This window comes from Actinomadura sp. 21ATH, from assembly GCF_041951345.1.
Lineage (GTDB): Bacteria > Actinomycetota > Actinomycetes > Streptosporangiales > Streptosporangiaceae > Spirillospora.
The window spans coordinates 1-19,653 of the sequence record NZ_JBGNUR010000002.1 but is presented as its reverse complement, the minus strand read 5'-3'; the positions used below and the strand labels follow the sequence as shown (position 1 = coordinate 19,653).

Annotated in this window: 21 protein-coding genes and 1 rRNA gene; 13 read left to right on the top strand and 9 right to left on the bottom strand. The window is 74.3% G+C overall.

Annotated elements, in window-relative coordinates:
* The first annotated feature begins 64 nt into the window (after positions 1-64).
* From ACA361_RS06755 to ACA361_RS06745, 3 genes are read left to right on the top strand one after another with little or no spacing between them, the layout of a single operon-like run.
* Positions 65-1,660, top strand: coding sequence for a Scr1 family TA system antitoxin-like transcriptional regulator (locus ACA361_RS06755; RefSeq protein ID WP_375010937.1), 1,596 nt, complete (start codon positions 65-67; stop codon positions 1,658-1,660).
* A complete protein-coding gene (locus tag ACA361_RS06750) occupies positions 1,657-3,810 on the top strand; it encodes an ATPase (protein ID WP_375010936.1) in 2,154 nt (717 codons plus the stop codon). The genes ACA361_RS06755 and ACA361_RS06750 overlap by 4 nt, the downstream gene beginning before the upstream one ends.
* Positions 3,811-3,828: 18 nt before the next feature.
* Positions 3,829-5,217, top strand: a complete 1,389-nt coding sequence (locus ACA361_RS06745) for an NAD(P)/FAD-dependent oxidoreductase (protein ID WP_375010935.1) — start codon at positions 3,829-3,831, stop codon at positions 5,215-5,217.
* On the opposite strand, the gene ACA361_RS06740 is transcribed toward ACA361_RS06745, so the two are convergent.
* Complete coding sequence (locus ACA361_RS06740) at positions 5,207-6,133, bottom strand: tyrosine-protein phosphatase (RefSeq protein WP_375010934.1); 927 nt, start codon at positions 6,131-6,133, stop codon at positions 5,207-5,209. The two genes, ACA361_RS06745 and ACA361_RS06740, sit on opposite strands and share 11 nt — an antisense overlap.
* A 109-nt stretch (positions 6,134-6,242) precedes the next feature.
* The gene (locus ACA361_RS06735; protein ID WP_375010933.1) at positions 6,243-7,070 is read right to left on the bottom strand and encodes an SDR family oxidoreductase; all 828 of its coding nucleotides are present in this window, start codon (positions 7,068-7,070) and stop codon (positions 6,243-6,245) included.
* 755 nt (positions 7,071-7,825) lie between these two features.
* Here ACA361_RS06735 and ACA361_RS06730 point away from each other — a divergent pair.
* Together ACA361_RS06730 and bla are read left to right on the top strand one after the other, a co-directional pair.
* Entirely contained in the window at positions 7,826-8,653 is an 828-nt protein-coding gene (locus tag ACA361_RS06730) for an SDR family oxidoreductase (protein WP_375010932.1), read from the top strand.
* A 98-nt stretch (positions 8,654-8,751) separates the two neighbouring features.
* Complete coding sequence (gene bla, locus ACA361_RS06725; protein ID WP_375010931.1) at positions 8,752-9,744, top strand: class A beta-lactamase; 993 nt, start codon at positions 8,752-8,754, stop codon at positions 9,742-9,744.
* Between the two features lies 1 nt (position 9,745).
* On the opposite strand, the gene ACA361_RS06720 is transcribed toward bla, so the two are convergent.
* The gene (locus ACA361_RS06720; RefSeq protein ID WP_375010930.1) at positions 9,746-10,507 is read right to left on the bottom strand and encodes a crotonase/enoyl-CoA hydratase family protein; all 762 of its coding nucleotides are present in this window, start codon (positions 10,505-10,507) and stop codon (positions 9,746-9,748) included.
* 71 nt (positions 10,508-10,578) lie between these two features.
* Here ACA361_RS06720 and ACA361_RS06715 point away from each other — a divergent pair, with 71 nt between their 5' ends.
* A complete protein-coding gene (locus tag ACA361_RS06715) occupies positions 10,579-11,241 on the top strand; it encodes a TetR family transcriptional regulator (protein ID WP_375010929.1) in 663 nt (220 codons plus the stop codon).
* Here the strand turns inward: ACA361_RS06715 and ACA361_RS06710 are convergent.
* The 4 genes from ACA361_RS06710 to ACA361_RS06695 form a co-directional block, all read right to left on the bottom strand.
* A complete protein-coding gene (locus ACA361_RS06710) occupies positions 11,238-11,594 on the bottom strand; it encodes an STAS domain-containing protein (protein WP_375010928.1) in 357 nt (118 codons plus the stop codon). The two genes, ACA361_RS06715 and ACA361_RS06710, sit on opposite strands and share 4 nt — an antisense overlap.
* Before the next feature lie 323 nt (positions 11,595-11,917).
* Positions 11,918-12,115, bottom strand: coding sequence for a hypothetical protein (locus ACA361_RS06705; RefSeq protein WP_375010927.1), 198 nt, complete (start codon positions 12,113-12,115; stop codon positions 11,918-11,920).
* 72 nt (positions 12,116-12,187) lie between these two features.
* On the bottom strand, positions 12,188-12,409 hold the full coding sequence (locus ACA361_RS06700; RefSeq protein ID WP_375010926.1) for a hypothetical protein: 222 nt from the start codon (positions 12,407-12,409) through the stop codon (positions 12,188-12,190).
* 329 nt (positions 12,410-12,738) lie between these two features.
* A complete protein-coding gene (locus ACA361_RS06695) occupies positions 12,739-13,254 on the bottom strand; it encodes a hypothetical protein (RefSeq protein WP_375010925.1) in 516 nt (171 codons plus the stop codon).
* A 223-nt stretch (positions 13,255-13,477) separates the two neighbouring features.
* Here ACA361_RS06695 and ACA361_RS06690 point away from each other — a divergent pair, with 223 nt between their 5' ends.
* The 3 genes from ACA361_RS06690 to ACA361_RS06680 all read left to right on the top strand — a co-directional run bounded on the left by ACA361_RS06690 (position 13,478) and on the right by ACA361_RS06680 (position 16,325).
* Entirely contained in the window at positions 13,478-13,975 is a 498-nt protein-coding gene (locus tag ACA361_RS06690) for a metallophosphoesterase family protein (RefSeq protein ID WP_375010924.1), read from the top strand.
* Between the two features lie 15 nt (positions 13,976-13,990).
* On the top strand, positions 13,991-14,842 hold the full coding sequence (locus ACA361_RS06685) for a crotonase/enoyl-CoA hydratase family protein (RefSeq protein ID WP_375010923.1): 852 nt from the start codon (positions 13,991-13,993) through the stop codon (positions 14,840-14,842).
* 97 nt (positions 14,843-14,939) lie between these two features.
* Entirely contained in the window at positions 14,940-16,325 is a 1,386-nt protein-coding gene (locus ACA361_RS06680) for a nucleobase:cation symporter-2 family protein (RefSeq protein ID WP_375010922.1), read from the top strand.
* A gap of 1 nt (position 16,326) precedes the next feature.
* Here the strand turns inward: ACA361_RS06680 and ACA361_RS06675 are convergent, their stop codons facing one another.
* Both ACA361_RS06675 and ACA361_RS06670 read right to left on the bottom strand, forming a co-directional pair.
* Positions 16,327-16,722 carry a DUF2752 domain-containing protein gene (locus ACA361_RS06675; protein ID WP_375010921.1) on the bottom strand — a complete coding sequence of 132 codons (396 nt, stop codon included), beginning with the start codon at positions 16,720-16,722 and terminating at the stop codon, positions 16,327-16,329.
* Positions 16,719-17,018 carry a CD225/dispanin family protein gene (locus ACA361_RS06670; protein ID WP_375010920.1) on the bottom strand — a complete coding sequence of 100 codons (300 nt, stop codon included), beginning with the start codon at positions 17,016-17,018 and terminating at the stop codon, positions 16,719-16,721. The genes ACA361_RS06675 and ACA361_RS06670 overlap by 4 nt, the downstream gene beginning before the upstream one ends.
* A gap of 260 nt (positions 17,019-17,278) precedes the next feature.
* Here ACA361_RS06670 and ACA361_RS06665 point away from each other — a divergent pair, with 260 nt between their 5' ends.
* The 4 genes from ACA361_RS06665 to ACA361_RS06650 all read left to right on the top strand — a co-directional run.
* A complete protein-coding gene (locus tag ACA361_RS06665) occupies positions 17,279-17,818 on the top strand; it encodes an ArsR/SmtB family transcription factor (RefSeq protein ID WP_375010919.1) in 540 nt (179 codons plus the stop codon).
* Positions 17,815-18,588, top strand: coding sequence for an SRPBCC domain-containing protein (locus ACA361_RS06660; protein ID WP_375010918.1), 774 nt, complete (start codon positions 17,815-17,817; stop codon positions 18,586-18,588). The genes ACA361_RS06665 and ACA361_RS06660 overlap by 4 nt, the downstream gene beginning before the upstream one ends.
* Positions 18,585-18,971 carry a VOC family protein gene (locus ACA361_RS06655; protein ID WP_375010917.1) on the top strand — a complete coding sequence of 129 codons (387 nt, stop codon included), beginning with the start codon at positions 18,585-18,587 and terminating at the stop codon, positions 18,969-18,971. The genes ACA361_RS06660 and ACA361_RS06655 overlap by 4 nt, the downstream gene beginning before the upstream one ends.
* 561 nt (positions 18,972-19,532) lie before the next feature.
* Positions 19,533-19,653 (top strand): 16S ribosomal RNA (locus ACA361_RS06650); the annotation flags it as partial.

Sequence of the window (19,653 nt, the reverse complement as noted above, 5' to 3'; positions counted from 1 at the left end):
TGCCAGCGAGCGCCGCCGGGGACGCCGTGGCCGGTGGCGCCGGCATCGGCGTGGGGAGGCGAGCGTGACCGTCGAGGACCATGCCCCCGGTTCGACGGTGCGGCGGCTGGTGCTGGGCGGGGAGCTGCGGCGGCTGCGCGAGGCCGCCGGAGTGACCAGGCAGGACGCCGGGTACGCCATCCGGGCCTCCGAGTCCAAGATCAGCCGGCTGGAGCTGGGGCGCGTCGGGTTCAAGGAACGCGACGTGGCCGACCTGCTCACCCTGTACGGCGTCGGCGCGGGCTCCTCCCGCGAGACGCTGCTGCGCTGGGCGCGGGAGAGCAACGTCCCCGGCTGGTGGCACCGGCACGGCGACGTGCTGCCGCACTGGTTCCAGACCTATCTGGGCCTGGAGGAGGCGGCGTCGCTCATCCGGACGTACGAGATCCAGTTCGTGCCCGGGATCGTGCAGACGCCCGAGTACGCGCGCGCCGTCTTCCGGCTCGGCCATCCGGAGGCGCCGGACGCGGAGATCGAGCGCCGGGTCGAGCTGCGGATGCGGCGGCAGCGGCGGCTGTGGGGACCGCGGGCGCTGCGGTTGTGGACGGTCATCGACGAGGCGGCGCTGCGCCGCCCGCTCGGCGGCGTCGAGGTGATGCGGGAGCAGCTGGAGTACCTGCTCGCCCTCTCCCAGCTCCCGAACGTCACCATCCAGGTCATGCCGTTCCGGTTCGGCGCGCACGCCGCGGAGGGCGGGGCGTTCAGCATCCTGCGGTTCCCCGATCCGGGGGTGCCCGACGTGGCGTACCTGGAGAACCTCGTCGGCGCGGTGTACCTGGAGAAGATCGACGATCTGGACCGGCACCTGCGGGTGATGGAGCGGCTGTCGCTCACCAGCGAGTCGCCCGACCGGTCCCGCGACCTGCTGATCGACATGCTGGGCCCGGCGGGACCGGAGCGGACCGGGATCCGGGTCAGGAGCCGCCGCCTCCCCGCCGCCGAGCGGGCGCGCGGCGGGGGCGACGAGCGGGCGGTGGTGGACTCGCCGTTCGGGCTCCGGATCCTGATGGCCGACGCCCTGGGCAAGGGGCCGGACGCGGCGCGGGCGGCCGCCGACGTGGTGACGGCCTTCCGCGAGCTCGCCGCGCACGAGCCGACGCTGCCCGGCGTCGCCGAGCGGCTGCACGCGGTGCTGGCGCATCCCGGCGGCGCGGACGACTTCGTCGCGGCGCTGCTGGCGTCGGTCCGCGAGGACGGCCGGCTGGAGCTGGTGTCGTGCGGCCATCCGGCGCCGCTGCTGCTGCGCGACGGGCGGGTGCAGCCGGTGTCGCCGCTGCCGGTCGTACCGCCGCTGGGCCTGCTTGACCTGGGGGACGGCTGGTGCGAGACCACGGCGGTCCCCCTCGCCGCCGGCGACCGGCTCCTCATCTGCTCGAACGGGCTGGCCGGCGCGCGCGGCGCCGGCGGCGCGGCGTTCCCGCTGGCCGACCGGGCGGCGGAGCGCCTGCGCGACGATCCGGACCTGCTGCTGGACGGCCTGCTGGCCGATCTCCTCGAACACGTGTCGGGGCGCCCGGACGACGAGGCGGGCGCGCTCGTCGTGCGCTTCGGCCTTCCCTCGGCGCCGGCGCCGGCGCCGGCCGCCGGCCGCTCCCACCGAGCCGAAGCGAGGCAGGCATGACCGCACGCACGACCCGGCAGGCCGGGAACCTGCCGGCCGAGACGACCGGGTTCATCGGGCGCCACGCGGAGATCGCCGAGCTCACCGGACTGTGCCGGCGGTCCCGGCTGGTGACGGTGACCGGCGCCGGCGGCGTCGGCAAGACCAGGCTGGCGCTGCGCGCCGCGCGCGAGATGTCCGGCGAGTTCCCCGACGGGGTGTGGCTGGTCGAGCTGTCCGGCCTGCGGGACGGCGCGCTGCTGGGCCACGCCGTCGGCCGGGCGCTGCGGATCGTCGACCAGACGGCCCGCTCCCGCCTCGACGTCATCGCCGAGGACCTGGCCGGCCGGCGGGCGCTGCTGGTCCTGGACACCTGCGAGCATCTGGCCGGCGCGTGCGCGCTGCTGGCCGAGAGCCTGCTGGAGGCCGCCCCGGAACTGCGCGTGATCGCCACGAGCCGGCAGCCGCTCGGGGCGGCGGGCGAGCGGACGATGGCGGTCCGCCCGCTGGCCGTCCAGGCAGGTGCGGGGCGCCGCCCGGACGCGGTGGCGCTGTTCGAGCAGCGCGCGGCGGCCGCCGTGCCGGGGTTCGCCGTCACCGAGGCGAACGCGGAGCGGGCGGCCCGGCTGTGCCGGCGCCTCGACGGCCTGCCGCTGGCGATCGAGCTGGCCGCCGGGCGGCTCGCGGCGCTGCCGCTGGACGAGCTGGTGGCCGGGCTGGACGACCGGTTCGCGCTGCTGGTCGGCGACGACCCGGACGCGCCGGCCCGGCACCGGGCGCTGCGCACCGCGGTCGGCTGGAGCCACGAGCTGTGCGCCCCGCGCGAGCGGCTGCTGTGGGCGCGCCTGTCGGTGTTCCCGGGCGGCTTCGACGCGCGCGCGGCCGAGGGCGTGTGCGGCGGCGGCGCGCTGCCCGCCGGCGAGGTGCCCGCGCTGCTGGACGCCCTCACCGCCAAGTCGGTCCTGACCCGGTACGCCGCCGGGTCCAGCGTCCGGTACCGGCTGCCGGACACCCTGCGCGAGTACGGCGCCGACTGGCTCCGCGAGCTGGGCGAGCGGGACGCGGTCGCGCGGCGGCACCGCGACCACTACCTCGGGCTCGCCGAACGGGGCGAGCGGCGCTGGTTCGGCTCCTCGCAGGAGGAGGTGTTCCGCGTCCTGAACGAGGAGCACGCCAACGTCGCCGCGGCGCTGGAGTACTCCCTGACCGCCCCAGGCCAGGCGCGCGACGGCCTGCGCATGGCCGCCGCCCTGTGGTTCTACTGGGTCGGCTGCGGCCTTCTCGGCGAGGGGCGCCTCTGGCTGGACCGCGCCCTGGCCCTGGACCCGGACGCGACCGGCACGCGCGCCAAGGCCCTGTGGGTGAACGGCTACGTCGCCATCAAGCAGGGCGACGGCGACGGCGCGACCGCCTATCTGGAGGCGAGCCGGGCGCTGGCCCGCGAGATCGGCGACGAGGCGGCGGAGGCCGCCGCCGTCCACCGGCTGGGCTGCGTCGCCCTGGTGAACGACGAGCACGCGCGCGCGGAGGTCCTCTTCAAGGAGACGCTCGCCCGCTACGAGGCGCTAGGCGAGCTGGACTGCGGCGTCATCATGGCCCGGGTCGAGTACGCGATGAACACCGCGTTCCAGGGCGACCTCGCCGCCGCGGCGCGGATGTGCGAGGAGGTCCGCGAGATCTGCGAGCGGCACGGCGAGCACTGGGTGAAGGCGTACGCGGTCTACGTGCTGGCGTTCGCGGCCCTCACCGCCGGCCGGCCCGGCGAGGCGACCCGGCTCGCGCGCGAGTGCGCGCGGCTCAGCCACGCCTTCCACGACCTGGTGTGCACCGTGCTGGCGGTCGAGCTGCTCGCCCTGATCGAGATGCTGGCCGGCCGGCCCCGCGACGCCGCCGCGCTGCAGGGCGCCGCCGGGCGGATCTGGCGCACGGTCGGGCTCCCGCTGTTCGGCTCGGCCTACTTCAACGGGCCGCACCACGAGTGCGAGACGCGGGCGCGCGCGGCCCTGGGCGACGCCGGGTACGAGGCGCTGCACGCGGAGGCCGGGCGGCTCGGCTACGACGGCGCGGTCGCGCTGGCGCTGGGCGAGCTGCCCCGGCCCGAGCCGCCGGCGCCGTCCGGGCCGGCCGCGCGGCCGGGCGCCGCGTCCCGAGAGCGGCCGGTCACGTCCTAGAGCCTGGAGGCACCGCCTGTGAGCACACCCCGCGAGCACGCCGTCGTCATCGGGGGCAGCCTGGCCGGCCTGCTGGCCGCCCGCGTCCTGAGCGACCACTTCGAGCGCGTCACGCTCGTCGAGCGCGACCGCTTCCCGGACGAGGCCGCGTACCGGCCGGGCGTGGCGCAGGGCCGGCACCTGCACGTCCTGTGGAACCGCGGCCTGGAGATCGCCGAGCAGCTGTTCCCCGGACTGGAGAAGGAACTGCTGGCCGCGGGGGTGCCCGACATCGGGGTGCCGTCCGACCTGCTCTGGATGACGCCGGGCGGCTGGCGCCGCAGGTTCGACGTCACCCGCCTGCTGGCCTTCAGCCGCGAGCTGCTCGACCACTCCGTCCGCGCCCGGCTGGCGGACATCGCCAACGTGGAGGTGCTGGACGGCCGCGAGGTGACCGGCCTGCTCCAGGCCGCGCCCGGCGGCGGGGTCACCGGCGTCGAGGCGCGCGAGCACGGCACCCGCGCGGCCGCCGAGCCGCTGGCGGGCGACCTCGTCGTGGACGCGACCGGCCGCGGCTCGCGGGCGCCCGAGTGGCTGGCCCGGCTCGGCTTCCCGGAGCCGGCGCAGACGCACGTCGACCCGCTGCTGGGATACGCGAGCCGCCGCTACGCGATCCCGGCCGGCTTCGACCCGGGCTGGAAGGCCCTCTACCTCCAGGCGGACGCGCCCCACGGCACCCGGACCGGCGCGCTCTTCCCGCAGGAGGGCGGTCGGTGGATCGTCAGCCTCTTCGGCATGGCCGGCGACTACCCGCCGACCGACGACGAGGGGTTCCTGGAGTTCGCCCGCTCGCTACGCGCCCCGCACCTGTACGAGGCGATCAGGGACGCCGAGCCGCTGACGCCGATCACCAGTTACCGGCGCACCGCCAACCACCGCCGCCACTACGAGAAGCTGTCGCGCCCGCCGGCCGGCTTCGTCGCGCTCGGCGACTCGGTGTGCGCGTTCAACCCGCTGTACGGCCAGGGCATGAGCGTCGCCGCGATCTCCGCGCTGACGCTGGACGCCGGGCTGCGCCGCGGCGACTCCCCGGCCCGGCTCGCGCGGCGGATCGCCGGGAACGCGGCCGGGCCGTGGCTGATCGCGACCGGGGAGGACCTGCGCTACGCCACCACCAGGGGCGCCGAGGCCGGGCTGCGCACCCGCGCCGTCAACGCCTACGTGGCCCGCGTCGTCAGGCTCGCCAACGTCGACCGGCGCGCCTGCGAGCGCATGGTCGGAGTCCTGGGCCTCACCGCCCCGCCGCAGTCGCTGTTCATGCCGGACGTCCTCTGGCGGGCGGCCACCAGGCGGGTGCGCCCGCTCGACGACCCCGGCGAGCGGGTCGAGCGAGGCGGGCGGGACGTCCGGGCACCGGTCAGCGGGTGAGCAGGCGGTGGCGCAGGCGCGCCTGGGTGCGCGGGTCGACGCCGAGCCCGTACCGCAGGTAGCGGTCGAGCGAGCCGTACGAGCGCCGCACCTGGTCGAGGGACGCCGCGAGGTAGCCGGCCCGCACCTCCTGCATCGGGACGAGCAGGTCGGGGTTCTGCATGTAGCCGCCGGCCTTCAGCCGCTCGCGGGCGGTGGCGTCCGCGGCGCGGCGGTAGTCGTTGGACAGCAGGAAGTCGCGCTGGGCGGCGCGGTGCGGGACGCCGAGGGCCTCCAGGAGGACGTAGCTCAGCCAGCCGGTGCGGTCCTTGCCGCTGGTGCAGTGGAACACCAGCGGGGTCGCCGAACGGTCCGCCAGGTCGCGGATCGTCTGCCCGAACATCGCGCGCGACCCGGGATCGGTGACGAAGCTCCGGTACAGCCTCCGCATGATCTCCTCGCCGCGCCCGCCGCCGAGGACGGCCTCCTGCCGGGCCGGGTCCTTGGACGCGATGGCGCCCATCAGCTCCTGGAACATCCCGGTGTCGCTGACCGGCCGGGCGGTGGACGCCAGCCCGGCGGGCAGCCGGTCGGCGCCGTCGGTGCTCACCTCCAGCGGCGTGCGGAAGTCGACGACCCGCCGCACGCCGAGGCCGGCCAGCGTCTCCAGGTCGGCGTCGGTGGTGTGGTTGAGCGCGTCGGCGCGGTACACGAGCCCGCTCTCGACGCGGAAGCCGTGGAACGTCCGGTACCCGCCCAGGTCGCGGAAGTTGGCCGTCCCCTGGAGCAGGTCGGCCGGGGCCTGGACCTGCCGGGCGGCGGGCGGCGCGGGCGGCGCCGCGTGCGCGGCGTGCGCCGCGTGCGCGGCGTGCGCCGCGGGGGCGGTGACCAGCGCGGCGGTCAGCGCGGCGGAGGTGAGCGTTGGCAGCAGGCGCATTCGGGCTCCTGAAGGGGGTGGGGCGGAGTGCCCCGAAATGTAAGAGGGCTCACATCCGCGCCGCAGCGGGCCTTCCCGGTGAGCGGGAGGCCGCTCCACAGCGGTCAGGTCAGAGCAGGCCGCGCTCGCGCACGAGCTTGGGCGTCCAGATGACCTTGCCGAGGAACGCGTCCGCGTCGGGCGAGGACGCGAGCCAGACGACCGCCGCGGCGGGCGCCTCCTCCGGGGTCGGCTCGAAGCCCTTCCCCGCGATCGCGCCGGTGCCGCCGCGCGCCGCGCCCGCCTCGGTGATCACGAAGCCGGGGTCGAGGTTGAACGCGCGGACGCCGCGGCCGCGGAACTCGGCGTTCACGGCGCCGGCGAGGCGGCCGAAGGCGGCCTTGGACGCCGAGTAGGCGACGCCCCAGCCGCCCTCGCCGGGCGGCGCGGGCGGGTCGGTGGTCGCCGACCCCGAGCACAGGTTGACGATCGTGCCGCGGCCGCGTTCCAGCATCCCGGGGAGCACGGCCTGGACCAGCGCGATCTGGTTCAGGTAGTTGCCGGTGATCGTGCTCGCCGCCACGTCGAGATCGAGGTCCAGGAGGCGGTCGTGGTTGCCGGCGACGTGCGCCACGGCGTTGTTGACCAGCAGGTCGACGCGGCCCCATTCGCGTTCCACGGTCACCGCGGCCGCCGTCACGCCGGCCCGGTCGAGCAGGTCCATCCGCACCGGCAGCGCCCGCGCGCCGAGCGCCTCGATCTCGGCCCGGGTGGTGCTCAGGCTGCCGGGGACCGCGACCGACCCGGCGCCGTGCCGCGCGGGGATGCGGCCCTCGCCCTCCGCGGCGGTACGGGCGGTGAACGCGACGTCGTAGCCCGCGCCGGCCAGGGCCAGCGCCGTACGCCGGCCGATCCCGCGGCTGGCGCCCGTCACCAGGGCCACCGGTGTGGATGTCATCGAACCTCGTCCCCCTCGGTCGGCAGCGTGCTCCCCGCCGATGACACCGCCGCGCGGCCCGTTCCGGGCCGCCCCTCCCGATGAGCGGGACGGCCCGCCGCCGCTGGTCAGCACGCGCCGACCACCGCTGGGCCAGGCGCGTCCTGGCCCCGGAGGCGTGGCGCGGCGCGGGATCCGCGTTACGCTCGCGGTGCCGGCGAGAGGACGGGTTCCCATGGCCGAGATCCGGGTCTCCGAGGACGGGGCCACGGTCACCGCCGAGGTCGGGGACGAACTGGTCGTACGGCTCCACGAGGCCGCCGCCACCGGCCACCGCTGGACGGTGCAGGCGGGCGGCGACGCGGTCGAGGTGGTGGGGGACGACTACGAGCCCCCGGGCACGGCGGCCCCGGGGCGGCAGGGGTGCGGGTGGTGCGGCTGCGGGTCCGCGCGGCGGGCGAGACGGACGTGGTGCTGGTGCTGCGCCGGCCGTGGGAGGAGGCCGCGGCCGGCCGGTTCACCGCGCACCTGTCGGCGCGGTGAACCGGCCGGGTCATCAGCGCGGAGGGCAGCAGCGCGGGGCGGATCTCGCCGCCCGGCATCTCCTCGAACCGCGCGACCAACGCGTCGGACACGGGCGCCGCGCAGGTAGCCGCCGGGCTCCGCCGCACGGCCCCGGCGGACGGCGGCCGGCGCCCGCCGGATCCGGCCGGGCGGCGCCCGGCGGGACGGCGGCGGGGATGGTTCCGGCCCGCGGGACGGGGAAGGGCGCGGCCATGAGCGAGACGAAGGGGTCCGTCCAGCGGACCGGATACGACCGGGTGGCCGTCGTCACCGGCGCGGACTCCGGCATCGGGCGGGCGACCGCCGCGCTGCTGGCGGAGCACGGGTTCGACGTGGGGATCACCTACCACCGGGACGAGGAGGGCGCCGGCCGGACCGCGGCGGAGGTGCGCGGGCACGGCCGGCGGGCCGCCGTCCGCCGGCACGACCTGACCGACCCGGAGGCCGCCGCCGCGGTGGTGGACGAGCTGGCCGGCGAGCTGGGCGGCCTGGGGGTGCTGGTCAACAACGCCGGCACCGGCAGCGCCCGCCCGCTGATCGACATGGACTACCGGGAGTGGCGGTCGGTGCTCGCGGTCGACCTGGACGGGGCGTTCCTGTGCGCGCAGCGGGCGGCCCGGCGGATGATCGGCCGGGCGGCGGGCGGCCGGATCGTGAACGTCACCAGCGTCCACGAGGAGTACCCGCTGCTGGGCGCCGGGCCGTACTGCGCGGCCAAGGGCGGGCTGCGGATGCTGTCGCGGGTGCTGGCGATGGAGCTGTCCCGGTACGGGATCACCGTCAACACGGTCGCGCCGGGCGAGATCGCCACGCCGATGACCGGGCAGGCGGACGAGCCGCCGGAGCCGGACAGCCGCCCCGGCTACCCGCTGGCCCGGCCCGGCGACGCCCGCGAGGTCGCGGCGGCGATCGCGTACCTGTGCGGGGAGGGCGCGTCGTACGTCACGGGGACGACGCTGTTCGTGGACGGCGGGCTGACGTTCATGGGACCGCAGGCGGCCGAGTCCCTGGGCTCCGCCGACTGGCGTGAGCTGGGCTGATATCGCCGCTCTTATGGATCGGCGACCCATATCAATATTGGACGCGAGGCATCGGCGTCTGGTCTGCTCTGCCGTGAAGATCACGCGAAGAGAGGATCATGATGCGCGACGTTCACGGGGAACTGCCCGCCGTCGACCGGCGGCCCGGCCGCCTGGCCAGGGCGGGGCTCGCCGCCCTGGCGGCGGCGACGCTGTTCGGCGGGGCGGCGGCCTGCGGGGCGCAGGCCCAGACGCCGGCCTCGCGGGTGGCGGCGCCCCAGAGCGCGGCGCCCGTCCGCCAGGACGAGGTGCAGCGGCAGCTGCGGCGGTTGGAGGCGTCGTACCAGGGGCGCATCGGCATGTACGCGGTCGACACCGGCACGGGGGCGAAGGTCTCCTACCGCGGGCACGAGCGGTTCCCGCTGCTGTCCACGTTCAAGGCCATCGCGTGCGGGGCCGTCCTGGACAAGGCGCGCCGCACCGACCCGGGCCTCATGGAACGGCGCGTGCACTGGAAGTCCTCGGAGGAGGTCAAGAACTCGCCGATCAGCGAGGGGCGCGGCGAGACCGGGATGACCGTCACGGAACTCTGCGACGCCACCATCCGCTACAGCGACAACACCGCCGGGAACATGGTGCTGAAGCAGATCGGCGGTCCTGCCGGGCTCACCCGCTACTTCCGCTCGATCGGCGACCGCCACTCGCGGCTCGACCGGTGGGAGACCGACCTGAACATCTGGAAGCCGGGCGAGCGCCGCGACACCACGCTGCCGGCCGCGATCGGCGCCGACCTGCATCGGCTGTCCGCCGGCGACGCCCTGGTCAAGCAGGACCGGGAGCGGCTGAACGGGTGGCTGAAGGCCAACACCACCGGTGACAAGCGGATCCGCAAGGGGCTGCCGGAGGGCTGGACGGTCGGCGACAAGACCGGCACGGCCGACGTCGCCCAGGGCGGTGCCAACGACATCGCGATCGCCTGGCCGCCGTCCGGCGGCGCGCCCATCGTCATCGCGATCTACACGCACCGGAACGAGTCCGGGATCGCGCCCGACGACGAGGTCGTCGCCCGCACCGCGACCATCGCGGCGCGCGGCCTGGGCAAGATCTCCTGAGTCAGCCGAACGAGCCGTGGCGGCCCGCTCCGGAGGCGAAGCGGGCCGCCCCGGCGAGCGCGTCCACGGCCAGCGAGACCTGGCCGTGCCGGAACTCGTTGGCCAGCGCGGCGGGCTCGTCCAGGCCGTCCTGCTCCAGCACCGAGGCGCGGTCGCGGACCAGGCAGGTGCGCGGGAACGCGGCGATCGAGGCCGCCAGCTCGCGCGCCGCGGCCAGCGCCTCGCCGGCCGGCACGAGCCGGTTGGCCAGGCCGATCTCGTACGCCTCGGCGGCGTCCACGGGGCGCCCGGTGAGGATCAGGTCCATGGCCCGGCTCCGGCCGATCAGCCGGGGCAGCCGCACGGTGCCGCCGTCGATCAGCGGGACGCCCCAGCGGCGGCAGAACACGCCGAAGACCGCCGTCTCGTCGGCCACCCGCAGGTCCGCCCAGATCGCCAGCTCCAGGCCGCCCGCCACCGCGTGACCGCTGATCGCGGCGATGACGGGCTTGGACAGCCGCATCCGGGTCGGCCCCATCGGCGCGTCGCCGTCGGGGTCGGCGCGGTTGCCGTCGGGGGTGCCGATCGCGTGCAGGTCGGCGCCCGCGCAGAAGGTGCCGCCCGTCCCGTACAGCACCGCGACCCCGGCGCCGGGGTCGGCGTCGAACGCCCGGAAGGCCGCGGCGAGCGCCGCCGCCGTCGGGCCGTCGACCGCGTTGCGGCGCTCCGGCCGGTCGATGCCGATCAGCGTGATCGGGCCGTCCTTGCTGGTGACGACGGTCATCGCGGCAGCGCCTCCTGGAACGGGCCAAAATAGTCCGTCTGGACGGTTTGTTCGGTCGCTACCATCGTGGGGTGCCGGAACGCCCGCGTCAACAGCGCTGGGAGCGGACCCGGGCGGCTCTGCTGGAGGCCGCGGTCGCCGCCCTGGTGGAGGACGGCTACGCCGACACCACGCTCCAGGGCGTCCAGAACCGCGCCGGAGTCTCGCGCGGCGCGCTGCTGCACCACTTCGCGTCCAAGGCCGAGCTGCTGGTCGCCGCGGTCCACCACATCGCCGAGCGGCAGGTGGCCGACGTCCGGACCCGGGCCGGCGGGCTGCCGGCGGGGGAGGGGCGCACGGAGGCGGCGCTGGGCCTGTTCCACGAGGTCATGTCGGGGCCGCTGTTCCTGGCCGGGCTGGAGCTGTGGCTGGCCGCGCGTACCGACGCGGCCCTGCGCGCCGCCCTCGTCCCGGCCGAGCGGGAGATCGGGCGGGCGCTGCACGAGGTGCTCGCCGAGGCGTTCCCCGGCCCGGCGGCCGACGGCCGGCGGGGACGGATCCGGTACGAGTCGCTGCTGGCCCTGCTGCGCGGGCTGGCCCTCACCAGCGTGCTGCGCGCCGACCGCGCGATCGAGGACGAGGTGCTGCGCATGTGGGCCGGTCGTCCCGGCGGAGAGGACGGACCCGGCTGGGAGGACGGCCCCGGCGGAGAGTGTGGCCCCGGCGGGCCGGACGAGCCCGGCGCGACCGGCTAGGCCGGGCGGCCCAGCCGGTCGCGGGCCGCCGCCAGGCTGGGCGCGTGGTCGATGTCGCGGGTGACCCCGGCGATGTCGCAGATCTTGCGGACGATGCCGCGCGTCGGCAGCACCACCACCAGCGGGATGCCCGCGGCCGCCGCGCGGGCGCGGGCGCGGAAGATCACGTTGGGTCCGCTGGAGTCGCAGAACGCGCAGCCGCCGAGGTCGAGGACGATCCCGGTGGCCCCCTCGCGGATCAGCCGCAGCGCCTCGGACAGCACGTCCTCGGCGTTGCTGAGATCGACCTCGGCGGGGAAGGCGACGACCCCGGTCCCGGCCTTCTCCGGGACGCGGGCAGCCCGGACGCTCATCGCGGACCACTTCCTTCCCGGGCCACGCGGCCCCGTCGCCGTCATTCGTGACTTGGACCTTAAACCCCGAACCTGAGCGAAAGCTGAAAGAAATGGTCAAGTTCCCGGACAGTTCTGACAGGGACGGACGTACCGCCACAGACGGGAGTGGGGCGGTGACCGGCGGTGAGAGAGTCTCAGGGAGTGCGGCATGCGCCGCCGTACGGCGAAATATGCCGTTCTCGCGACCCCGGTGAACGGACCGGAAGTGCATAGAATTGCGCCGCGGGGCAAATGCATTCGTCCCATGTCATAACGGTGCCCGGTCATTTCGCCCGCAATGGTCATTCAAAGACCCATGCCATGGAATGGTCGGCGGCGGCGGCGGTCCGGTCGGCGAGTTCGAGTGCGAGGACGCGGCAGATCAGGTCGTCGCCGTCGCGCTCTTCCAGCAGCGCGAGCAGTTCACCGATCTCGGCGGCGGTCAGCTCGCGCAGCACCTTGCCCCGCCAGCTCGGCCAGGCCGGGACCTCCATGCGCATTCCCCCCGATGTGCGCCCCCGCAGGGCGTTCCGCGCGCCGTCCGACCCCCCGGGCGGGCCGGCGCGCGATGCTCAACGTCGCCCGTCGATGCTCCGGTCTCGCAGGTCGGAGCCGCTCTGGCCGGGAGCGTCCCGGCCGAGGAGCCATGCCGTGAGCGTCGCGTGGTAGGCGTCGAGCGAGTGGTTCAGCGCCCGCCGGTCGGCCGGCCGCATCGGAATCGTGGCGATCTTGTGGCGCAGTTCGTCACGGGCCGCCTCCCATGACTCGCGAAGCCTTCCGGTCGCGTCGCTCATGCCCTCGACGGTAACAGCAGACGGCACCGGAAACGAAAAGATCTACCTTGCTCATCCCCTTTTCTCGGGGCACTCTCCCACCCGATTAACGGAACCGCTGTGATCTTCTTTTGTGGCACCGGAATTGGTCGCGTATTCATGTTCCGGGAGGCGAGAAATGGTGGTCCATCGGGCACGGTCGCGCGGCCGATGAACCGGCAATACGGACATCGGTTAAGAAATGGCCGCCCCGGACGCGGGACCGGGCGGACGGCTGCGTGGGTGGTGGGGGCGTACCGTCCGCCCGGGCCGCGGGCCCCGCGCTCACCGCGGGACCGGCCTGCCGGGACTCAGCCCGGCCGGTAGCGGATGGCGCCGGTCGCCAGCAGCCCGCTCTCCGCCGCCGCGCGCAGCCGCAGATCGGCGGTCGCCGCGTGCTCGGCGATCGCGATCGAGCCCGCGAACAGCACCAGGTACCCCAGCCGCGACGCCGCGGGCGCCCAGCCGGGCGGCACGGTCAGCCGGTCGACCCGGCAGAACGGCCGGGACGGCTCGTCGCGCGGGCTCCGCACGGTGAACGTGCCGCAGCGGTCCAGCGCCGCCTTCCAGCCCGGCACCAGCGGGACCAGCAGCTCGTGCGCGTCGGTGACCAGGCCGAGCCCGGTCTGCAGGCAGGCCGCCACCAGCGCGTTGACCGGCTCGCCGTCCGCGCGCACGTCCGGGGCCGGCGTGCGCGCCGCGTCGTCCAGGAACACCAGCGGCACGTCGGCGCCCGGCGCGGGCATCAGGGTGAGCAGCACGTCGAGGTCGAAGCTGACGGTCGTCCGCCGTGCGGATCCGCCGTGAGGTGCCGCGTGCTCGTCCATCGCCATCCCTGTACCGCCGCGTGAGGTGGCCGGGCCCGGCCGGTGCGGGGAGGGGAGTCCGCCACGGGACCGGCAGGGGGATTCGACGGTAACTCCGCAGGTCAGCGAGATGAAGTGACTCGATGCTTACAGTTGTTTCCGACCTGAGTCCGGGGTCTGGAGTGGTTAAATCACGCGTCGTGAACCGTCCGGTACGCACCGCGTCCCGGGGTAGACCTGGGGTGTGAGAGTTGTGGCGATCTCCGACACGCACGCGCCCCGGCGCTGGAAGTCCTGCCCGCCCGCGGTCGCGGCGCACCTGGACGGCGCGGACCTCATCCTGCACGCGGGCGACGCGTGCACCGCGGGCGTGCTGGCCGAACTGGCCGAGTACGCGCCGGTCCGCGCCGTGCTCGGCAACAACGACGGGCCGGACGTCGCGGCGTGGGGCGCCCCGGAGACCCTCGAACTCGATCTGGACGGGCTGCCGGCCGCGATGATCCACGACAGCGGCCAGGCGAAGGGGCGGCTCGCCCGGATGCGCCGCCGCTTCCCGGCCGCCGCCCTCGTCGTCTTCGGGCACTCCCACATCCCGCTCGACGAGTCCGACGAGGCGCTCGGCCTGCGGATCTTCAACCCGGGCTCGCCCACCGACCGGCGCCGCCAGCCGCACGGGACGATCGGGCTCCTCGACATCCGGGACGGCCGTCTGGTAAATGCCGAGATCGTGCCCGTCACCTGAGCCCGAGGAGCCCCCATGACCGAACGCGTCACCGTGCGGATCGACGGCGACGGCGTCGCCGACGTCCGGCTCAACCGCCCCGACAAGCTGAACGCCCTCGACCTGGCCACGTTCGAGGCGCTCGCGGGGGCCGGCGACCGGCTCGCCGCCGACCCCGCGGTACGCGCCGTCGTCCTGTCGGGCGAGGGCCGCTCCTTCTGCGCCGGCCTCGACTTCGCCAACTTCGCCGCCATGGCGGGGGAGCGCGGCGACGGCGCCGCGACCGGCCCCTCCGACCGGGTCCGGCACCTGACCGCCGACATCACGGCCCGCGAGCCCGGCCGCATCACCAACCTCGGGCAGCAGGCCGTGCACGTCTGGCGCGAGCTCCCGCAGCCGGTGATCGCCGCGGTCGCCGGGCACGCCCTGGGCGGCGGCCTCCAGATCGCGCTCGGCGCCGACATCAGGATCGTCGCCCCCGACGCCGAGCTGTCGGTCCTGGAGATCCGCTGGGGCCTGGTGCCCGACATGACCGGCACCGCCGCGCTCGTCCGCCTCGTCGGGGACGACGTCGCCAAGGAGCTCACCTTCACCGGCCGCACCGTCGGCGGCGAGGAGGCCGTACGGCTCGGCCTGGCCACCCGTACCGCCGAGGACCCCCGCGAGGCCGCCATGGCCCTGGCGCGGGACATCGCCGGCCGCAGCCCCGACGCGATCCGCGCCGCCAAGCGGCTCCTCAACCGCGCCACCGACGGCCACGACCAGGCCGGACAGCTGCTGGAGGAGTCGCGGGCCCTGGGCGCCCTCCGCGGCACGCCCAACCAGGCCGAGGCCGTACGCTCCTACTTCGAGAAGCGGCCGCCGGTCTTCGCCGACCCGCAGTCCTAGCGACGGGCGCGGGCCTCGGCCACCGGATCGGGCCGCTCGCACGGCAGGCTCCCGCCCCGCCCGCGCGGGGCGCCATTGCGGAAGGCACCACACAGGCATGGCCGACGACAGTCCACCCACGCGCCCCGCCGGCACGCATCCCGTCGACGAGGTGCTCCCCGTCCCCCGGCTGGCCCTGTACGGCTTCCAGCACGTCCTGGCGTTCTACGCGGGCGCGGTGGTCATCCCGATCCTGCTCGCCGGGGCGCTGGGGCTGTCCGACCAGCAGCTGATCTACCTGATCAACGCCGACCTGTTCACCTGCGGCATCGCCACCATCATCCAGTCGCTCGGCTTCTGGAAGGTCGGCGTCCGGCTGCCCATCGTGCAGGGCGTCACGTTCACCGCGGTCGCGCCGATGATCGCGATCGGCCAGGGCGCGGAGAACGGGACCGCCGCGCTGCTGGCCATCTACGGCGCCACGATGACGGCCGGGCTGCTGATCCTCCTGCTGGCGCCGTTCCTCGGCAGGGTCCTGTGGCTGTTCCCGCCGGTCGTCACCGGCACCGTCCTGACGATCATGGGCCTGGTGCTGCTGCCGAACGCGATCACCGACGCCGCGGGCGGCGCCGGCGCCGAGGACTTCGGCAGCTGGAAGCACCTCGGGTACGCGGGCGGAACGCTCCTGTTCATCCTCGCCCTGTACCGGCTGCGCCGCCCGTTCATCAGCAGCATCGCCGTCCTCCTCGGCCTGGTCGGCGGCACGCTCGTCTCGTTCGCGCTCGGCGACACCGACTTCGACCAGGTCGGCGAGTCGGCCTGGCTCGGGGTCACCACCCCGTTCCACTTCGGGACGCCGACGTTCCAGATCGGCGCGATCCTGGCGATGATGCTGGTGATGATGGTCACCGTCGTGGAGACCGTGGGCGATTCCAAGGCCACCGGCGAGATCGTCGGCAAGGAGGTCACCGACGACGACATCACCCGCGCGCTGCGCGCCGACGGCGTGTCCACGTTCCTCGGCGGCACGCTCAACGCGTTCCCCTACACGTGCTTCGCGCAGAACGTCGGGCTCGTCCGCCTCACCGGCGTGCGCAGCCGTTACGTGGTCGTCGCGGCCGGCGTGATCATGATGATCCTCGGCCTGTTCCCCAAGGCCGCCGCCTACGTCGCCGCCATCCCGCCGGACGTGCTCGGCGGCGCCGCGATCGCCATGTTCGGAACGGTCGCCGTCGTCGGCATCCAGACCCTCGCCCAGGCCGATCTGCGGCAGGAGCGCAACTCCCTGATCGTCGCCATCAGCATCGGCATGGCGCTGCTCCCCACCACGCTCCCCGACTTCGGCGAGAGCATGCCCCGCGACGTCGCCGCCGTCCTCGACAGCGGCATCACGCTGGGCAGCCTGACGGCAATCATCCTCAACCTGGTCTTCAACGTCCTCACCCGCACGCCGCCGCCCGGACCCGAGGAGATCCCGGCGACCGAGCCGTCCACCGCCGCCTGACTCAGGCCGCGAGGAAAGCCCCGAACGGCAGGTTCCGCACCACCCAGAAGACCGTGACCCCGGCGAGCAGCGCCCAGATCAGCCGGGGGTCGCCCGCCCTCGTCCGCGCCGGACGGCCGCGCGCCCGCGCGGCCGTCCACCGCGCCCAGAAGAACGCCAGCAGCGGCACCATCGCCACCACCAGGACGTTCAGCGCGACCGCCTCGCCGACCCGCCCGTGGGCGAGGGCGTGCAGCGTCCGCAGCGCGCCGCACCCCGGGCACTGGTGCCCGGTGAGCGCCAGGAACGGGCAGGTCGGGTACGTGCCGCCCGTGTTCGGATCGACGGCGGCGACGAACGCGACCACGGCGGCGGCCAGGGCCAGCACGCCGCCGGGCGCCGCGAGCCTGCGGATCAATAGCTGGAGGTCTCCGAGGCCGCGACCAGCAGGATGATCCCGTAGACGACGCCGAACAGCACCCCCGCGACGGCGGAGACGATCGCCCAGGTCTTGGCGTTCTTGGAGGCGTTCTGGGCGCCCTGGTAGTCGCCCTGCTGCCATTTGGAGTTGACCTGCGCCGCGAACACGATGGACACGATGCCGGCGGGCAGGCAGCAGAAGATGGTCGTCAGGATGGCCCAGACCAGGTTGTTGGGCGGGGGCGGCGAGGACTGCGGGTATCCGCCCGCACCGGGTGGCGTGTAGTAGCTCACGGGTCAACCTCCGAAGCATGCGAATCGGCCGGTGCTCGCACGATCGCTCATGCGGGGCGTTTGTGGAATCCCTGGATAACGGCCATTTCAGGCAAACCGTCGGGCGGCGCCGTCCGGCCACCCGTTTGCGGCTCCCTCGTGTGGTCGGGGATGGCCGGGTGACCAGAACGTTCCCGCAGGCCGCCGGGACAACCGTGAAAACCGGTGAAAACGTGACGAACCAATTGACAGATTGATTTGTCAAATCTACCGTCGGGAGGGTGAGCGAACCGGCCGCCGAGCGCGCACCGTCCGGCCCCGCGGGCCTGTCCCCGCTGCGCCGCACCCTCCTCGACCAGCTGGCCGAGCCCGCCTCGGCCAGCGAACTCGCCAGGCGCCTCGGCCTCCCCCGGCAGCGGATCAACTACCACCTGCGCGAACTCGAACGCCTCGGCCTCGTCGAGCTCGTCGACGAGCGCCGCCGGCGCGGCTTCGTCGAGCGCCGCGTGCGCGCGGTCGACCGCGACCGCCACTCCAGCGCCTACCTGTACACCGCCGCCTCCCGGCTGGCCGCCGACGTGGCGGCGCTGCGCCGGCGCGCCGCGGCCGCCGGCCGGCCGCTCGCCACGTTCACCCTCGAACTCGACATCGACTTCGCCTCCCCGGCCGCCATGGGCGAGTTCCTGGACGAGCTCGCGGCGGCCACGCGGACGATCGCCGCCCGCCACCACCGGCCGGACGACCCCCGGGCGCGGCGGCACCGCCTCGTCATCGGCGCGCACCAGGCCATCACCGACCCCCCGGAAGAGGCGGCGCCATGACCCGCGACCACCGGCACGAGATCGAGATCGACGCGTCCGCCGACGACGTCTGGCGCGCCGTCACCGACGCGACCGAACTGACCCGCTGGTACGCCGACCGCGCCCGCGTCACCCCCGGCGAGAACGGCACCGTCACCGTCGGCTGGGAGACACCCGGCGGAACCGTCGAGGAGGGCACCAGCCGCATCGACGTCTGGAAGCCCGGCCGCCGGCTCCGCCTCGTCGACCTGCCGCCGGCCGACCCCGGCGACTTTCCCGCCCTCGACGAACCGACCGTCCAGGAATGGACGATCACCACCACCGAAGGCGGCCGGACCGTGCTGCGCCTCGTCCACTCGGGCTTCCCCGACAGCGACGACTGGGACGACTTCTACGACAGCACCGACCACGGCTGGGACGCCTTCCTCCTCAGCCTCCGCCACTACCTGGAACGCCACCCCGGCGAACCCCGCCGCAGCATCGTCGCCACGGCGCCCCACGCCCCCGCCTGGGAACGCGTCCGCGCGGCCTGCGGTGTCACCGGCGGCCGCATCGAGATGAAACTCCCCACCGGGGAGACCCTGTCCGGCCGGATCGTCCTGGAACGCCCGGCCAAGGCGCTCCTCGCCACGGTCGCCGAACTCGACGACGGCCTCCTCTTCGTCACCCGCGAGATGGGCACGCTCTGGGCCAGCCTCGCCGCCTTCGGCGACGCCCGCGCCCGCCTGGACGACCTGGGCGGCCACTGGCGCGAACACATGATCACCACAAGTAGGGAGCAGGATTCATGACCCGTCCCGGCAGCCTCATCGGACTCGACCTCACCGTCCCCAACGCACCCGAGGTCCGCGACTTCTACGCCGCCGTGGTCGGCTGGGGCGTCCAGGGCCTGCGCACCGGCGAGGACTACGACGACACCGACGACTACTTCATGACCGGCCACGACGGCACCCCCGTCGCCGGCGTCTGCCAGCAGGCAGGGGAGAACGCCGACCTGCCGCCCCGCTGGATGCCGTACATCTCGGTGGACGACCTGGGCGCGGCCGTCCAGAAGGCCCGCGACCTGGGCGGACTCGTGGTCGCCGGCCCCAAGGGCGAGGGCCCCGGCGCGTACTGCGTCGTCCAGGACCCCGCGGGCGCCACCCTGGCCCTGATGCAGAACCCGGAGCCCTGAGCCGCGCGCCGATTTGACGTACCCGCCGGGACCGCATAAGTTCACTCCTCGTCCCTTGAGGAACGTGACGCCATCGTGCATGGCGGCCGGATCAGGGGGTACCCCACTACGTTCAGGCCGGTACGGCTCAGCCGTGCCCGCATGCGTGTGGGCATCGGAAAAGGCTTCGTTTTGACAAACGAGCGGGATCTGATGAAATAGAGACATCGCCCGGAGGGATCCGCGGAAGCGGAACCGGAACGGCAATCAGAAAAGCCCGAAATTGACAGACCGGGCCGATCTGATAAAGTAAGAAAAGTCGCCCCGGGGCGGGAAACGCGAAAGCGTATCCGGTACGGTGGGTGTCCGTTTCTTGAGAACTCAACAGCGTGTTAAAAGCCAGTGCCTTTATCGGTTCGGTTCATTGGTGACCGGACCGCCCCGTGGCCATCGAGTGTTTCTTGGTGGTCGGGGATTTCTTTGAGGCAAATGACATGGCCCCTGTTTGGGGTTGTGGTTTTGCTGGGATTTTCTTCGAGGTTTGGCTGCCGGGGGTTCGCTCCTTCGGTGGTCGTGTGGACCTTAATGGAGAGTTTGATCCTGGCTCAGGACGAACGCTGGCGGCGTGCTTAACACATGCAAGTCGAGCGGAAAGGCCCCTTCGGGGGTACTCGAGCGGCGAACGGGTGAGTAACACGTGAGC

Excerpts from the sequence above, each read along its gene's own strand:
- ACA361_RS06750 (WP_375010936.1), top strand. The coding sequence starts at position 1,657 with ATGACCGCACGCACGACCCGGCAGGCCGGGAACCTGCCGGCCGAGACG.
- ACA361_RS06740 (WP_375010934.1), bottom strand. The coding sequence starts at position 6,133 with ATGCGCCTGCTGCCAACGCTCACCTCCGCCGCGCTGACCGCCGCGCTG.
- ACA361_RS06735 (WP_375010933.1), bottom strand. The coding sequence starts at position 7,070 with ATGACATCCACACCGGTGGCCCTGGTGACGGGCGCCAGCCGCGGGATC.
- ACA361_RS06730 (WP_375010932.1), top strand. The coding sequence starts at position 7,826 with ATGAGCGAGACGAAGGGGTCCGTCCAGCGGACCGGATACGACCGGGTG.
- bla (WP_375010931.1), top strand. The coding sequence starts at position 8,752 with ATGATGCGCGACGTTCACGGGGAACTGCCCGCCGTCGACCGGCGGCCC.
- ACA361_RS06720 (WP_375010930.1), bottom strand. The coding sequence starts at position 10,507 with ATGACCGTCGTCACCAGCAAGGACGGCCCGATCACGCTGATCGGCATC.
- ACA361_RS06710 (WP_375010928.1), bottom strand. The coding sequence starts at position 11,594 with ATGAGCGTCCGGGCTGCCCGCGTCCCGGAGAAGGCCGGGACCGGGGTC.
- ACA361_RS06705 (WP_375010927.1), bottom strand. The coding sequence starts at position 12,115 with ATGCGCATGGAGGTCCCGGCCTGGCCGAGCTGGCGGGGCAAGGTGCTG.
- ACA361_RS06700 (WP_375010926.1), bottom strand. The coding sequence starts at position 12,409 with ATGAGCGACGCGACCGGAAGGCTTCGCGAGTCATGGGAGGCGGCCCGT.
- ACA361_RS06695 (WP_375010925.1), bottom strand. The coding sequence starts at position 13,254 with ATGGACGAGCACGCGGCACCTCACGGCGGATCCGCACGGCGGACGACC.
- ACA361_RS06685 (WP_375010923.1), top strand. The coding sequence starts at position 13,991 with ATGACCGAACGCGTCACCGTGCGGATCGACGGCGACGGCGTCGCCGAC.
- ACA361_RS06680 (WP_375010922.1), top strand. The coding sequence starts at position 14,940 with ATGGCCGACGACAGTCCACCCACGCGCCCCGCCGGCACGCATCCCGTC.
- ACA361_RS06660 (WP_375010918.1), top strand. The coding sequence starts at position 17,815 with ATGACCCGCGACCACCGGCACGAGATCGAGATCGACGCGTCCGCCGAC.
- ACA361_RS06655 (WP_375010917.1), top strand. The coding sequence starts at position 18,585 with ATGACCCGTCCCGGCAGCCTCATCGGACTCGACCTCACCGTCCCCAAC.